Annotated in this window: 17 protein-coding genes; all 17 read right to left on the reverse strand. The window is 41.5% G+C overall.

Annotated features, from left to right (window positions below):
* Positions 1 to 63 precede the first annotated feature (63 nt).
* Positions 64 to 546 carry a dihydrofolate reductase gene (locus ABC361_RS14945; protein WP_413074689.1) on the reverse strand — a complete coding sequence of 161 codons (483 nt, stop codon included), beginning with the start codon at positions 544 to 546 and terminating at the stop codon, positions 64 to 66.
* Complete coding sequence (locus ABC361_RS14950; protein WP_413074690.1) at positions 543 to 1,337, reverse strand: thymidylate synthase; 795 nt, start codon at positions 1,335 to 1,337, stop codon at positions 543 to 545. Before ABC361_RS14950 ends, ABC361_RS14945 begins: the two co-directional genes overlap by 4 nt.
* 24 nt (positions 1,338 to 1,361) lie before the next feature.
* Positions 1,362 to 1,676 carry a YunC family protein gene (locus ABC361_RS14955; protein WP_099301649.1) on the reverse strand — a complete coding sequence of 105 codons (315 nt, stop codon included), beginning with the start codon at positions 1,674 to 1,676 and terminating at the stop codon, positions 1,362 to 1,364.
* A gap of 40 nt (positions 1,677 to 1,716) precedes the next feature.
* A complete protein-coding gene (locus tag ABC361_RS14960) occupies positions 1,717 to 3,093 on the reverse strand; it encodes a bifunctional metallophosphatase/5'-nucleotidase (protein WP_413074691.1) in 1,377 nt (458 codons plus the stop codon).
* 6 nt (positions 3,094 to 3,099) lie between these two features.
* Positions 3,100 to 3,915: a sulfite exporter TauE/SafE family protein gene (locus ABC361_RS14965; protein WP_413075783.1), complete on the reverse strand. Its 816-nt coding sequence runs from the start codon at positions 3,913 to 3,915 to the stop codon at positions 3,100 to 3,102.
* A gap of 21 nt (positions 3,916 to 3,936) precedes the next feature.
* Entirely contained in the window at positions 3,937 to 4,782 is an 846-nt protein-coding gene (locus tag ABC361_RS14970) for a DUF72 domain-containing protein (protein ID WP_413074692.1), read from the reverse strand.
* Between the two features lie 75 nt (positions 4,783 to 4,857).
* Positions 4,858 to 5,250: a DUF1259 domain-containing protein gene (locus tag ABC361_RS14975; RefSeq protein ID WP_413074693.1), complete on the reverse strand. Its 393-nt coding sequence runs from the start codon at positions 5,248 to 5,250 to the stop codon at positions 4,858 to 4,860.
* A gap of 100 nt (positions 5,251 to 5,350) precedes the next feature.
* Positions 5,351 to 6,748 carry a Fe-S cluster assembly protein SufB gene (gene sufB, locus ABC361_RS14980; RefSeq protein WP_099301653.1) on the reverse strand — a complete coding sequence of 466 codons (1,398 nt, stop codon included), beginning with the start codon at positions 6,746 to 6,748 and terminating at the stop codon, positions 5,351 to 5,353.
* Between the two features lie 19 nt (positions 6,749 to 6,767).
* Entirely contained in the window at positions 6,768 to 7,211 is a 444-nt protein-coding gene (sufU, locus tag ABC361_RS14985; protein WP_413074694.1) for a Fe-S cluster assembly sulfur transfer protein SufU, read from the reverse strand.
* Positions 7,198 to 8,421 carry a cysteine desulfurase gene (locus ABC361_RS14990; RefSeq protein ID WP_413074695.1) on the reverse strand — a complete coding sequence of 408 codons (1,224 nt, stop codon included), beginning with the start codon at positions 8,419 to 8,421 and terminating at the stop codon, positions 7,198 to 7,200. The genes sufU and ABC361_RS14990 overlap by 14 nt, the downstream gene beginning before the upstream one ends.
* On the reverse strand, positions 8,418 to 9,728 hold the full coding sequence (gene sufD / locus ABC361_RS14995) for a Fe-S cluster assembly protein SufD (RefSeq protein ID WP_413074696.1): 1,311 nt from the start codon (positions 9,726 to 9,728) through the stop codon (positions 8,418 to 8,420). Before sufD ends, ABC361_RS14990 begins: the two co-directional genes overlap by 4 nt.
* 51 nt (positions 9,729 to 9,779) lie before the next feature.
* Complete coding sequence (sufC, locus tag ABC361_RS15000) at positions 9,780 to 10,571, reverse strand: Fe-S cluster assembly ATPase SufC (protein ID WP_413074697.1); 792 nt, start codon at positions 10,569 to 10,571, stop codon at positions 9,780 to 9,782.
* 535 nt (positions 10,572 to 11,106) lie between these two features.
* Positions 11,107 to 11,256: a YuzK family famiily protein gene (locus ABC361_RS15005; protein ID WP_413074698.1), complete on the reverse strand. Its 150-nt coding sequence runs from the start codon at positions 11,254 to 11,256 to the stop codon at positions 11,107 to 11,109.
* A gap of 212 nt (positions 11,257 to 11,468) precedes the next feature.
* Complete coding sequence (locus tag ABC361_RS15010; RefSeq protein ID WP_413075784.1) at positions 11,469 to 11,798, reverse strand: carboxymuconolactone decarboxylase family protein; 330 nt, start codon at positions 11,796 to 11,798, stop codon at positions 11,469 to 11,471.
* 100 nt (positions 11,799 to 11,898) lie between these two features.
* The gene (locus tag ABC361_RS15015) at positions 11,899 to 12,831 is read right to left on the reverse strand and encodes an ABC transporter substrate-binding protein (RefSeq protein WP_413074699.1); all 933 of its coding nucleotides are present in this window, start codon (positions 12,829 to 12,831) and stop codon (positions 11,899 to 11,901) included.
* Positions 12,828 to 13,370: a hypothetical protein gene (locus tag ABC361_RS15020; protein WP_413074700.1), complete on the reverse strand. Its 543-nt coding sequence runs from the start codon at positions 13,368 to 13,370 to the stop codon at positions 12,828 to 12,830. Before ABC361_RS15020 ends, ABC361_RS15015 begins: the two co-directional genes overlap by 4 nt.
* A gap of 201 nt (positions 13,371 to 13,571) precedes the next feature.
* Positions 13,572 to 14,411 carry a MetQ/NlpA family ABC transporter substrate-binding protein gene (locus ABC361_RS15025; RefSeq protein WP_413074701.1) on the reverse strand — a complete coding sequence of 280 codons (840 nt, stop codon included), beginning with the start codon at positions 14,409 to 14,411 and terminating at the stop codon, positions 13,572 to 13,574.
* Positions 14,412 to 14,429 lie beyond the last annotated feature (18 nt).

Here is a 14,429-nt window from a genome sequence, read left to right on the forward strand (position 1 = left end):
AACAAGCCCACCCCCTCTTGTCTATTTCTATGCAAGAGGGACTAGGCTTTGAACTAAAAAATGTTATTTCTTTCTCACATACGTTCGATACTCATGAGGGTAGCGGTTTTTCTCATCCATCGTACCTTGAATCGCTTCAACCAAATCCCACTTTTCTTTATCAAGTGCAGGGATAAACGTATCCGCGTCAAATACATGATCAATGACCGTTACAATTTGCTTGTCACACTCGTCCCAGAATAACTTAAATATCTCTGTACCACCAATTACATAAATATCTTGCTCTTTGCTTTCCTTCACGATTTCATCGATTGCATAAACGACTTCTGTGTTAGGTGCCGAAAACGTTTCATTTCTTGTTAGAACGACATTGCGACGATTTGGAAGTGGGCCATTCATCGAGTCAAATGTTTTTCTCCCCATCACAATCGTTTGACCAGTAGTCGTATTTTTAAAATGCTTTAAATCAGCTGGCAAGTGCCAAGGCATATCGTTATCTTTTCCGATTCCATACTGCTTGTCTCTTGCATACACAAAAATAATCAAACTGACACCTCCGCCTTAATATGCGGATGTGCTTCATAGCCAACCAATTCAAAATCCTCGATTGTAAAATCAAAGATATTCTTCACACTTGGATTTATTTTCATCGTCGGCAGTGGATGAGGATCTCTTGTTAGCTGCAATTTGGCTTGTTCAATGTGATTGGAGTAAAGATGGGCATCACCAAAAGTATGAACAAATTCTCCAGGCTCTAAATCGCAAACTTGCGCTATCATCATCGTTAATAATGCGTAAGATGCAATATTGAACGGAACCCCTAAAAATACATCTGCACTCCGTTGATACAGCTGACAAGATAATTTTCCATCTTGAACATAGAATTGGAACAAGCAGTGACACGGAGCAAGGGCCATGTCATCAATTTCTGCCACATTCCACGCATTCACAACAAGACGACGAGAATCTGGATTCGTCTTAATTTGTTCAACGACTTCCTTGATTTGATCGACCGTTTTCCCATTAGCTCCTTCCCAAGAGCGCCACTGTTTTCCATATACAGGACCTAAATCGCCCGACTCATCTGCCCATTCATTCCAAATACGTACGCCATTTTCTTTTAAATAATTAATATTCGTATCGCCTTGTAAAAACCATAGAAGCTCATGGATAATAGAACGAAGATGGACTTTTTTAGTCGTGACAACTGGAAATCCTTGTTGTAAATCAAATCTCATTTGATACCCAAATGTACTAATCGTTCCAGTGCCTGTCCGATCTGATTTTTGCGAGCCTTGTGTTAGCACATGCTCGCATAGCTGTAAATATTGCTGCATTGTTAGCTTCATCCCTTCAATCAATTACTCTTCTACTTGTTTCATTTTTAATAAAGCGTCTTTGCCAATGGTTCCTTTTGTTATACCTAATTCTTCACATTTTAACGTGACAGATTCTAATGGGGCCTCTAGTAACTGTTCAATCGTTCGAACCCCAACTGCACGTGCAGCGATAATGCCTCTCTCTTTAAGCTTATCATTTAAGAGCCCTACATCTAAAGCGCCACACATGATATAACCTGCATCACATGTAACAGCCATAAAATTAGTCTTTGGTAATTTCACCGTAATCGCTAAAAATGTTTCGCCATCAATTACAATAGGATCAACGTTTATCATTGGACAAATCCGCTCCTTTTTCAACTGGTTTCTTCTCACCTTATGAAAAAGAAAACGTGTTTGTTCCTGTCTGCAATAACTTTGCAACTATGTCACGTAAAAATTCAGGAAGTAAATATTGTTTATAAGCCGCATTCGCAATATGCGGAAATAAAAAACCGAAAGTATACATATCAAGAGTTGCCAGTCGATACATCGCATCTTCAACTACGTGCTCACCTTTTACAAAGATCCCTTCAGATGTGATGTCGACACCAGTAAACAACATCAGACCGAGCACTTTGCCTCGAAAGCCGAAGCCTTTTAATTCTAGCTTAACGATATCATCGGTCTGAGCTCTGCGAATTGTATCGATTAATTGCTTCCCTGTCAATTCCACAATACATGGATTAATGGGGTGTGGACAGATTCGATGAATATCCCCATACGTCACATTGCCTTTTGGCAAACTTTCCATTAGCACTCCTGCATTCATCATACCAATCTCTTCGCCACACCATTCGGTTAATGCATCGCATAATCCCTGTGTCGCATGTGTTGGTTCAAACCATTTCACATCAAATGGTTTTGTCAGTGCAATCATTGGCTCAGAAAGGGCAGTAGTTGCTTGCTGATTTAACGTTTCTAGAAGCTGCTTACTATTTTCGTCTTCCTGACATTGGGTAGGATCGATTAACTTTGGCTCTGTATGGATCAATTGATTTTGCTCAAATGTTAGCGTCAATTCACCAAAATAGTTGCCGTGTTTCCCGGCTTGGGTAATCCATGTCTCATTGATTTTAAGCCCACCGTGTAAACTATGGTGCGTGTGTGCACCTATAATCGCTGCAATTCCTTGGACGTTTTTTGCAATCATTTCATCTTTTGGTAAACCTAGATGAGATAATAAAATAACGGCATCAACGTCCGGTTTTAATCGATCAACATCGGCTTGAATGTCGTCAATTGTATAAGAAACATCCCACCCTAACTGTTCATAAAAATGCGTCATAGCTGAGGTATAGCCAATATAGCCAATCCTTACGCCGTCCATTTCATCAATAAGATGAGGAACAGTCCAATGTGGACGCTGTCCTGTTTTTCGGTCTCGAAGATTTGCTAAAATGATTTGAAACTGCGCTTCGCTATACATATCATCTAACATTTCTTGAGAAAAGGTAACCCCTTCATTATTACCAATTGTTGCAAAATCAACGTTCGCTTCATTTAACAATTGAATATTGCCAACCCCGGCCGTAGCTTCCGTCATTGGGTTTGCTCGATCCGCGTGATCACCTAAATCCACATAACGTGTGTGTGGATGACGATGTTGCTTTATGTATCCAACGATATTTGACCAGTTTTGAAAACCACTATGGATATCGTTCGTATGAAAAATTGTTACAGTTGTCTTAATGACGATTCCCTCCTTGATCAACTACCCTTACATAAAACCTTGGACGATGAGCTGTATAGCTAGTGCAATAAAAACGACTCTCATGACAATTAAAAGCACATTCGATTGCAGGCGTCGATTGAGCCAAGCACCAAACCTTGCTCCAAGCCAAGCACCTGGGATAAGAGCCAGCACAAGCATCCATTCAATATGTCCACCTACTGCATGTGCGCCAGTTCCCACAATAGCTGAAAACAGCACAATTAACATGGCTGTTGCTGTAGCTATTTTGATTGGGTAGCCGAATAATAGCATTATAACTGGAACCATAATCGCTCCACCACCCACACCGAATAGACTCGATAAAAAACCGACCACGATGCTAATGAGAATAGCCGTTGGATAAGTGAAACCATATGCAAATGGCTTACCTCTCTCGTCTAAACCTGTGCGCCAATACGGCTTTTGTGTTCTTTTTTCAACGTGATGCTTAGGTCGAAAAAAGAGACTTAACGCGATTACTAACATGAAGAATCCAAAGTAAACTAAAAACGCTTCTGTAGGTAAGATTCGACTTACAAAAGCACCGAGCACAGCCCCTGGTACAATACCTATTAAAAAGATAAACGCGCTTTTCACGTCAATGACACGTTGCTTATGGTAGGCAAGTACAGAGGATAAGCCTGTTATTATCATTGTGGCTAACGATGTCCCTGCAGCCGCTTGGGCAGAGATGGCACTTAAATCTGTGACCACAAGAGGCATCAGAAGTAGTGCTGGAACAACAATGACGCCTCCACCTAACCCAAGCAAGCTCCCGAACGCTCCTGCTACAAAACCGACAAGTAAAAACAATAGAATCATCAAAGCGCATTCCCCTAGCCGTTAAAATAAATCTAATTGTCGAGAAGCTAAGTCCTCATACACAATGTTCATATCTTGAATTAGCGTTTGCGCGTTCCCTGCCGCATGTCCACCTGAATTGTTATTAAACACAACAAAGACATTCTCTACTTCTTGAGCAAGCTGCACTAGATTTGCTTTCCATTCCCTAAGCTCTTGCTTGTTGTAATCATATAAATAGCGAACCTCTCGCCAATTCTCACCATTTCTTGGGCCATTCCAACCATGGCGATTGCGACCGTGAAGTCGGACGAGTGTTTTTTCTTTTACGGTTGGCTCAAGTATGGTCGGAACAGATCCCTCTCCTGCTTGAGGCTCATCGCAAATACTATGAATCCAGTTATCGTTGCGCATATATTCCAGAGTTTTTTCTTTATATTGGGACGAGAACCAAGACTGATGCCGAAACTCTAATGCCGTTGGATAGTCTCTCAGCTTTTCTCGCACATACCGAAGAACCTGTACGTGTTTTGACTGGACATCAAACCATGGCGGGAATTGACAAAGTACCATGGCAAGCTTATTTGCTTTTTTTAGTGGCTCCAATGAAGCCGTAAATGCTTGATACATCTCGTCTCGTGATGAGAAAGGCGATTCATTACGCGTGTGTCCTGTTATATCTTGATACGCTTTTACAATAAATTGAAAAGAATCCGGTGTTTCTTTGATCCACTTTTCCATAGAAGCTTGTGACTGCACAGCATAAAAGCTTGAATCTAGTTCAACAATCGGAAAATAGCCAGCATAGGTCTCTAACTTTTGATGAGGTTTAATGCCTTCATATAAAGAATGGTGATCGCCCCAACCAGTTAAACCAATGTAAATCACATTCCGTTCCCCCAGAGCTGTTTTTTTCTATTTTAACGTAAACAAGTAGGAAATGCGATTCTCTACATCCTTCTTTTAAAAAGATCGTAATGTTTGCATCGCATTTGCCGTTTTTTGAGCAAATTGAATCGGTAGGTCAATTGACTGGAAGTGGACATAGAGTAACGTCGGATTTGTGAAGATCCAATGGTTATGAATCGCACTAATAGCGATTCCTTGCTGAAGGAGAGCATGTGTAAACGAGTAAAGCTCTTCTTCTAGGATGACGAACTCCCCTAAATTTAATGCAAACCCTTGTTCATCGAATGACTCGAATGTCACCCCAGCATGAATCGCTCTTTTCGTCCACCTTCCTTGAATCGTAGCAGAAATGTGTCTAGGGATCGTGATCGAACAAACACCGTTATGCACCGAGCTCTGTCCATGTAGAACGGTTGAACACTGATCACATAATTCCTGAATATTCATCGCCTCACCTCTTCTTTGTATGTACTTTCAGCATACGAAAGAGAAAAGAATTCATGACAAAAAAGAAGAGCGATGATCGCCCTTCTTTTTCAAAATGATATTAACCGATTGAACCTTCCATCTCGAACTTGATAAGACGGTTCATTTCAACGGCATATTCCATTGGAAGTTCTTTTGTGAATGGCTCGATGAAGCCCATAACGATCATTTCTGTCGCTTCTTCTTCACCAAGACCACGGCTCATAAGATAGAACAACTGATCTTCAGACACTTTTGAAACGGTTGCTTCGTGCTCAAGCGTAATGTTGTTATTCAAGATCTCATTGTAAGGAATCGTATCAGAAGTCGACTCGTTATCCATGATAAGCGTATCACACTCAATCTTAGACTTAGAACCATCTGATTTACGACCAAAGTGACAAATACCGCGGTACGTTACTTTACCACCTTGTTTTGAGATTGATTTTGAAACAATCGTAGAAGAACAGTTTGGCGCTAAGTGAGATACTTTTGCACCAGCATCTTGGTGCTGTCCTTTACCAGCAATCGCGATGGAAAGAACCGTTCCTTTTGCACCTTCTCCACGCATGATAACAGCTGGGTATTTCATTGTAAGTTTTGAACCGATGTTTCCATCAACCCATTCCATTGTTGCACCACGATCAGCAACTGCACGCTTCGTTACAAGATTAAATACGTTTGGCGCCCAGTTTTGAATCGTTGTATAACGGCAATATGCGTTATCTTTTACAATGATCTCAACTACAGCACTATGAAGAGAGTTTGTTGTGTAAACAGGTGCTGTACACCCTTCTACATAGTGGACTGAGCTATCTTCATCTGCAATGATTAACGTACGTTCGAACTGACCCATGTTTTCAGAGTTAATACGGAAGTACGCTTGAAGTGGCGTATCTACTTTTACCCCTTTAGGAACGTAGATGAATGAACCACCAGACCATACCGCTGAATTTAAGGCAGAGAACTTATTATCTGCCGCTGGAATAACAGAAGCAAAGTGTTCTCTAAAAATGTCTTCATTTTCTTTTAAAGCAGAGTCTGTATCTTTAAAGACAACGCCAAGCTTTTCAAGATCTTCTTGCATATTGTGGTAAACCACTTCAGATTCATACTGAGCAGATACACCAGCTAAATACTTTTGCTCTGCTTCTGGAATCCCAAGCTTATCAAACGTATTTTTAATTTCTTCAGGTACTTCATCCCAAGAACGCTCTGTTTTATCAGACGCTTTAACATAGTACGTAATGTCGTCAAAGTTGAGCTCTGAAAGATCGCCGCCCCACTGAGGCATTGGCATTTTATAGAATTGCTCAAGTGACTTCAAGCGGAAGTCAAGCATCCACTGAGGTTCATCTTTCATACGTGAAATTTCTTCAACGATCTCTTTTGTCAGTCCACGTCCAGAACGGAAGATAGACACGTCACGATCCGAAAATCCGTATTTGTATTCACCGATATCAGGCATTTTTTTTGCCATTCGGAATCCCTCCTAATAATTATGATGATGGTTTTACGTCTAAGCCTTGTTCAAGTGCTTTCCATGCAAGCGTAGCGCATTTAATGCGCGCTGGGAATTTTGTCACACCCGAAAGTGCTTCAATATCCTCTAAATCGAACGTCTTCTCATCATAGTCTTTTCCTTGCATCATGTCTGAAAAAATATCTGAAAGCTTCAGGGCGTCTTCTACTGAAAGTCCTTTAACTGCTTGCGTCATCATCGATGCAGACGCAAGGCTGATCGAACAACCTTCACCCGTAAAAACCGCTTCTGTTACTTCGCCATCTTTTACTTTCATTTGAACTTGAACACGATCTCCACATGTTGGGTTATTCAAGTTTACAGTAAGTGGATCTCCCTCTAGCTCGCCACGATTTCGTGGATTCTTGTAATGATCCATAATCACTTGACGATAGAGTGTATCTAAATCACGAGAAGACATCGCTGAAATACTCCTTTGCCTTGACTAATCCGTTTGCCAGAGCGTCAACATCTTCTTTTGTATTGTAAACATAGTAGCTAGCTCGAGCCGTTGCCACGACGTTCAGCCATTTCATTAATGGTTGTGCACAATGGTGACCTGCGCGAACGGCAATGCCTTCTGCGTCTAATACGGTCGCAACATCATGAGGGTGAACATCACCAAGCTGGAATGTCACAACACCAGCACGTTGACGAGGGCCAAAAATCGTTAAATCACTAAGATCTGCTAAGCGCTCAAACGAATAGTCAACCAATTCTTTTTCGTGCTGTTCTATTTCATTAAACCCTAAATCGGTTAGAAAATCAATCGCAGCACCCATACCAACCGCACCAGCGATAATCGGGGTTCCTCCTTCAAATTTCCAAGGAAGTTCTTTCCACGTTGAGTCATACAGACCGACAAAATCAATCATTTCACCGCCAAATTCAACTGGCTCCATGTTTTCAAGCAACGCTCTCTTTCCATAAAGAGCACCAATTCCAGTTGGTCCGCCCATCTTATGGCCTGAAAATGCAAAGAAATCACAATCAAGGTCTTGCACATCGACTTGAATATGCGGAGCACTTTGCGCGCCATCTACCGCCATTACTGCACCATTCCGATGAGCAATTGCCGCAATCTCTTTAATAGGATTTACAGTTCCAAGTACATTTGATACGTGCATGACGGAAACAATCTTCGTTTTTTCTGTGATCGTATTTTCCACATCATGTATGGAAACCGTACCATCTGCTTGTAGCGGAATATACTTGAGCGTGGCGTTTTTACGCTTTGCCAGCTGTTGCCAAGGAATAATGTTAGAATGGTGTTCCATCGGGGTGATGACAATTTCATCCCCTTCTTGAACATGCTCATTCCCATAGCTTTGGGCAACGAGATTTAACGCTGTTGTTGTTCCTCTTGTGAAAATAATTTCCGCTGTATCATTCGCATTGAGGAATGCTCGAACTTTATCTCGAGCACCCTCATATTCATCTGTAGCAATTGTCCCTAATGTGTGGACACCTCGGTGAACGTTTGAGTTATAGCGACGGTAATAATCATCAAGCTTTTCAATCACTTGAATCGGCTTTTGTGAAGTAGCCGCACTATCGAGATAGACGAGCGGATTTCCATTCACATGTTGATCAAGGATTGGAAAAAGCTTTTTTATCTCCTTCGCATTCATCGCTGCGCCTTTCTCTCAATAACCGAACGCATTTGTTTACGAACAGATTCAACTGGGAGCTGTGCAACAACTGGCTCAAGGAAGCCGTGAATGACAAGACGTTCCGCTTCAGTACGAGAAATACCGCGGCTCATCAAGTAGAACATTTGTAGCGGATCAATACGTCCAACAGATGCTGCGTGACCTGCTGTAACATCATCTTCATCGATTAGAAGAATTGGATTTGCATCTCCACGAGCACGCTCACCTAGCATAAGCACGCGCTCTGTTTGCTCACCGTGAGACTTCGTAGCTGCTTTTTCGATTTTCGAGATTCCGTTAAAGATACCTAGCGCTCGTCCAGTCATAACACCATGCTTTAAGATGTACCCTTCAGAGTGTTTCCCGTAATGCTTAATGAGCGTTGTGAAATTCTGCTTTTGGGTACCTGTTCCAATTGTAACAAGCTTCGCATCTGCAAACGAACCGTCGCCAATTAAATACGTCGTATTATCTGCAACTGTGTCCCCATCGTTCATTTGACCAAGTGCCCACTCAATGCGGCCATCACGCTCAACATGTCCACGACGCACAATATACGTTGTTGTTCCTTCTGAAAGTGTATCAACGCCGCCGAATGAAACCCGAGCACCTGAGCCAACATAAACTTCAGCTACAACGTTTGCTACTTTCACGCCGTCACCATAAGCTGCGTAGTTTTCAACGTACGTCACTGAACTATTATCTTCCGCCACTAAAAGAACGTGATTAAATAGTCCACCGTTTTCTTTTGAAGATGCATAAAGCGCTTGTAGTGGCACTTCCACATGTACGTTCTTTGGTACATAGATGAAAACTCCGCCAGTCATAAGAGCGGCATTCATCGCTGTCAATTTATTTTCGTCTTGATCAACGGCTTCAGAGAAAAGATATTTCTTTACTAGATCGCCATTTTCCACAACAGCTGTGGCAAGATCCTTAAAGATAACGCCTTTATCCGCTAATTCAGTAGCATTCGTTTGATAGACCGTGGATGCATTATCTTGAACAATTAAGCTGTTCCCAGTCGCATCTTCGTCCAGGTATTCGCGAATATCTGCTGAAAGCTCGTCCACTGCTGTGACAACTTTCGATTGACCTAAATCTTGCGTAAAGTTTACAAAATCCCAGTTATGGATTTTTGTTTTATCCGGTTTAGGGAGTTCCAAAGACTCTACTTTTTCAAGAGCTGCTAAACGAAGATCGCTCAGCCATTTTGGTTCATTATTTAATTCAGAGCGCTTTTGTACTTCTTCCGCTCCAATCATTGGATTTGTCTCAACTGACATACAATACCATCCTTTGCTGTTTTATCGTTAAAAGCAATTTTGTTATCTGAATTACGCTTCTTGACCAGCGTCAATTCGCTCGTCTTCAATTCCAAGCTCTTCTTTAATCCAGTCATAACCTTCTGCCTCAAGACGCTCAGCAAGTTCAGCTCCGCCAGATTTAACAATACGACCTTGCATCATTACGTGTACTTTGTCTGGTGTAATGTAGTCAAGTAAACGTTGGTAGTGGGTGATAATGAGGCAACCAAAGTTCTCTCCGCGCATTTGGTTTACACCTTCCGCAACGACTTTCAATGCATCGATATCAAGACCAGAGTCAATCTCATCTAGAATCGCGATACGTGGATCAAGCATTAATAGCTGAAGAATTTCGTTACGCTTCTTCTCACCACCAGAGAAACCTTCGTTTAAGTAACGCTGTGCAAACGATTGATCCATATCAAGCGTATCCATTTTCTCATCCATTTTACGAATAAATTTCATTAGAGATAGCTCGTCGCCTTCTTCACGGTTTGCATTGATCGCTGAACGCATGAAATCTGCATTTGTAATCCCGCTAATTTCACTTGGATACTGCATTGCTAGGAACATACCAGCACGGGCACGCTCGTCCACTTCCATTTCAAGTACATCTTCGCCGTCCATTGTGACTGAACCAGATGTGATCTCGTATTTAGGGTGACCCATAATCGCAGAAGCAAGTGTTGACTTCCCTGTTCCGTTAGGTCCCATAATTGCGTGAATTTCTCCACCGTTAATTTCGAGGTTAAAATCCTTTAAAATTTCCTTATCGTCAATAGAGACGTGTAGATTCTCAATCTTTAAGTTAGGTACAGACATGTGTATTCCCTCCATGAATTAAGCAAGTCTGCTAGCTTGAGCAGACTTGCATGCTTTTTTTAATGATTATCAATCTATTCTCATTCTAATTTTATAACAAATACTCATAGACTTCAAGAAGACGGAATTAGAAATATCCGCCTAATCGAAATCTGTCTCCATTTAAATGAATGTCTCCACTCAAAAACGGTTCAACTAAGTCGTGCATATAGGAGAATGACGAACACTTTTCAAGCTGGAGTTGTCCACATCCGCCAAAACGCAACATGCAGCCCACCGCTATGATTTGTGAACATGAGTTTACCAAACATGATGCGTAGCTTCTCTCCTATAAAAAGGTACACATAAAAAGCACGGACAACGGCTGCTTCTCACGGACAGCGCTTGAGCCAAGTGCTCTTGGTTCTATAGTCGCTGTTCATTCCATTAAAGTCAACGTTATGCGTGCTTTTAAACATTTTGCTTCATATAATTGTCGCTTTGATATAGTGTTTTTCTAGCTGTACGTAAGCGATTTTAAACGCTTTTAAAGGTATTAGCTTGAATGGGATTGGATCGATCGAACAAGCCGGTTACAAGCATCATGTTCTTTTGTTCGCTCCCGCTCAATTTGCAGTCGTTTGTCTAGGCTGCTTTCATACTCGGCATAGCTTACTCCATGTCTTTGCTGTAATCCTTTTTCCATTTCACTCGTGTAGGAAAGTCGCGTGTTCGTAATTGTCTCTCATCCTCTCTTGTTTTAAAGGGATCTCTTTTTTTTCCCAACAACAACTATGCTACAGGTTTTCTTTAATCAAATCAAAAGAAAAAGAGCAGCATATCTGCTACTCTAACCCTCTATTCCCGACTCTGTTCAATTTAAACGTCTTCTCCGCACTGTTTCTTCTTTTTTCGCTATTATTGAAGGGTATTGCCAAATTCGCGGAATGCTTCTTGCACAAGCGTCGCCCCTTGGCTAAGCGCCGCCCCACTCCCAAATGCTGTTGCAACGGAAATCGCTTCAAGTAGCTCTTCTTCCGTACAACCGTTATCTAAGCATCCTTTTGTATGATAAATCATGCAATATTCATCTTGTGCATGAATACTCATGCCAAGAGCAATCAGTTGCTTATGCTTTTTAGAAATAGCGCCATCTTTAAAACATTGTTCCGTAAATTCATTGTACTTCTCAGCGAAAATGGGCATTTTTTCTTCAAATGTGCCTACGCCTTTTTTAAATTGCATCATATGGTGTTCTGTTGATGTATGTCCTTCTCGATTCAAAAAAATCGCTCCTTTTAACGTGATACCGATAGTATGAGCGATTTAGATCAAGGCATACAAAAAATTATTCAAATGCTTCTGGATAAGCCGTTTCCGCTAGAATGCGCGTTGCTTCAGTAATTCTCGGTCCTGGACGATCCATAATATCTGGCGGCATTTGCTCAACGTTGTCATTTTCAACTGCATCGATCGTGTTCCACCCATCTCGTTGGCGAATCTCTTCAAGCGGATCTTCTGTGTAATGAACCGTTGTATAAATAAGTTCAGGGTTTCGTTCAATGACTTGTTCTTCGCTAATGCTTGTCCATCCTTGTACATCATCAAACACATTTTGTAAGCCTGCAATTTCAATCATTTCATGCTGAAACGTACCTGTTCCTAATGTCCAAATTTCAGGTGAGGGGCTAATTTCGAAATAAACTGAGCGATTCTCTACACCTTCTACCGCTTCTGCAATTTCATCGAACTCCGCATTCATGTCATTGATTAACTGCTCGCCTTCTTCTGGTACACCTAACGCATCTGCAATCAATTGAATATCTTCAAAGATATCATCCATTGTTGCCGCTGAATCAATTGCAAAGGCAGGTAAACCAAGGTCATTCAGCTGTTCCATTTCATTATTGCCGTATTCGTAACCGATAATAATATCGGGATCAAGTTCAAGCATCCGTTCTGCATATGGATTCTCATATTCAGCAACGACTTCAATCTCTTCGACTGCTTCTGGATAAACGTCTGTATCAGACACGCCAATCACTTTATCTCCTTGACCAAGAGCAAAGATGATCTCTGTATTGCTCGGTAAAATGGAAACAATGGTTTCTGGTGGTTCTTCAAATGTAAATTCCATCCCTCTTGCGTCTTCTACGGTATAGCCTGTTTGTTCTTGATCTTGATCTTGATTTTGCTCTTGTTCGTTTTGCTCTTCTGAAGAATCCCCACAAGCTGCCAGCATAAAGCTAAAGGCAACTGAAGAATACATGACTTTTTTCATTCTGCTTTTCTCCTCTTCTTTGGATATGATTGACTTGCAAAAGGGATCTCCTCTACACCAGCTCGTTTATTTACAAAAACAGCAAGCAGGAACAAAACATTGGCAAGTAAATGCGTGTAGTCAAACAGCAACTTTGGAACGTCTTTCTCTAAACTAACGTTATGTAATGCCCGAACAGATTTCTTTGCTTCACTTCGAGCAACGTGAAGCGCACTAGCAGCAGGCGATCCTTGTGGCAATAAAAATTGTTGAATCTGATCTCTTACTTGTTCTTCATAGGTATCGTAGACTTCACTCAACCAATCAAGCTCTTCTTGCTTAATCGCTTGATTTCCGCGGACAGAGCCGTTCAAGTGGTACGCTTGCGCTGTCAGCTCCAATAGGAGTTCCCTCACTTCTGGTAACGATTCAACCAATCCAGCCGCTTGTCCAATGCGAACAGCAAGCGAATCTGTACGAATTTCAAAATCAACAAGTGATCCCTTTTCCCTCATATATGGGTAACATAAGAACCGCATATCCTTTTTTGAACTCAACATATCCTCTCCTTTTTCCAGTGTTAATCTTACACATTACTTTCATCATCGTGCAACTATTTACTCAGGAATTAGGAAAGCGTTTTATGACAGAAGAAAAAGCGCCTCAGACCGTTCTCTCCAACGAGTTACGTCAATTCTCGTTTCAAAAAACTGACGGATTACCCGGAGAGTGCTGTTGTCTGAAGCGCTTGTTAAACAATTTTATTCGGCTGGAATCACAGCACCGTCGTACGTTTCTTCTATAAATGACTGAATCTCATCCGATTTCAATACATCGACAAGTGCTTGAATCGCTTCGTCATTCTCATTCCCACTTTGAACAACAATTAAGTTCACATAGGGGTTATCTTCGCCTTCAATGGCAATCGCTTCTTCAGTCGGAGAGATATCAGCGCCTAACGCATAGTTCGAGTTAATCGCAACGACTTCTGCTTCATTGTTTTGATAAGCTGCCGGAAGGAGTTCTGCGTCAGGACTCATGTTAAACGATAAGTTTTTCGGATTATCCACAATATCTGCTTCTGTTGCTTCTACTGAGACGCCATCTTCAAGCGTAATAACACCATTTTCTTGCAACAAGGAGAGAATTCTACCTTGGTCTGCAACAGAGTTACTCATCATTACCGTCGCACCGTCTGGAAGATCATTTAAATCCTCATAGTCTTGCGAATATAAGCCGATTGGCTCGACATGAATTGCGCCTGCTTCAGCAAAGTCATAGTTTTCATTTTCCGCTAGTTGACTCTCTAGGTATGGACGATGTTGAAAGTAGTTCGCATCGACTTCGCCATCCGCTAAGGCACGGTTCGGTAAAATATAGTCTTGTGCAATCTGAATATCAAGTTCAATCTCTTGTTCCTCAAGAATTGGAGCTACTTCTTCTAAAATTTCAGCATGAGGGATGTTTGATGCACTAATACGAATGGTTGTTACCCCATCTTCATTCTCAGCCAAATCATTGCTTTCTTCATCACCTGATCCACAAGCAACGAGTGCCACGGATACACCTGCAATTCCTACTGCTTTTAAAAATTTATTCATATGAACTCTCTCCTTTTC

It is taken from the genome of Shouchella phoenicis (genome assembly GCF_047238345.1).
Taxonomy (GTDB): domain Bacteria; phylum Bacillota; class Bacilli; order Bacillales; family Bacillaceae_D; genus Shouchella.

Bases quoted from the DNA above. Each gene is read 5' to 3' on its own strand.
- ABC361_RS15015 (WP_413074699.1), bottom strand. From the start codon at position 12,831: ATGAAAAAAGTCATGTATTCTTCAGTTGCCTTTAGCTTTATGCTGGCA.
- ABC361_RS15005 (WP_413074698.1), bottom strand. From the start codon at position 11,256: ATGGAAAAAGGATTACAGCAAAGACATGGAGTAAGCTATGCCGAGTAT.
- sufB (WP_099301653.1), bottom strand. From the start codon at position 6,748: ATGGCAAAAAAAATGCCTGATATCGGTGAATACAAATACGGATTTTCG.
- ABC361_RS14955 (WP_099301649.1), bottom strand. From the start codon at position 1,676: ATGATAAACGTTGATCCTATTGTAATTGATGGCGAAACATTTTTAGCG.
- ABC361_RS15020 (WP_413074700.1), bottom strand. From the start codon at position 13,370: ATGTTGAGTTCAAAAAAGGATATGCGGTTCTTATGTTACCCATATATG.
- ABC361_RS14990 (WP_413074695.1), bottom strand. From the start codon at position 8,421: ATGAATGCGAAGGAGATAAAAAAGCTTTTTCCAATCCTTGATCAACAT.
- ABC361_RS14950 (WP_413074690.1), bottom strand. From the start codon at position 1,337: ATGCAGCAATATTTACAGCTATGCGAGCATGTGCTAACACAAGGCTCG.
- sufD (WP_413074696.1), bottom strand. From the start codon at position 9,728: ATGTCAGTTGAGACAAATCCAATGATTGGAGCGGAAGAAGTACAAAAG.
- sufC (WP_413074697.1), bottom strand. From the start codon at position 10,571: ATGTCTGTACCTAACTTAAAGATTGAGAATCTACACGTCTCTATTGAC.
- ABC361_RS15010 (WP_413075784.1), bottom strand. From the start codon at position 11,798: ATGATGCAATTTAAAAAAGGCGTAGGCACATTTGAAGAAAAAATGCCC.
- ABC361_RS15025 (WP_413074701.1), bottom strand. From the start codon at position 14,411: ATGAATAAATTTTTAAAAGCAGTAGGAATTGCAGGTGTATCCGTGGCA.
- ABC361_RS14965 (WP_413075783.1), bottom strand. From the start codon at position 3,915: ATGATTCTATTGTTTTTACTTGTCGGTTTTGTAGCAGGAGCGTTCGGG.
- ABC361_RS14975 (WP_413074693.1), bottom strand. From the start codon at position 5,250: ATGAATATTCAGGAATTATGTGATCAGTGTTCAACCGTTCTACATGGA.
- sufU (WP_413074694.1), bottom strand. From the start codon at position 7,211: ATGTCTTCTCGTGATTTAGATACACTCTATCGTCAAGTGATTATGGAT.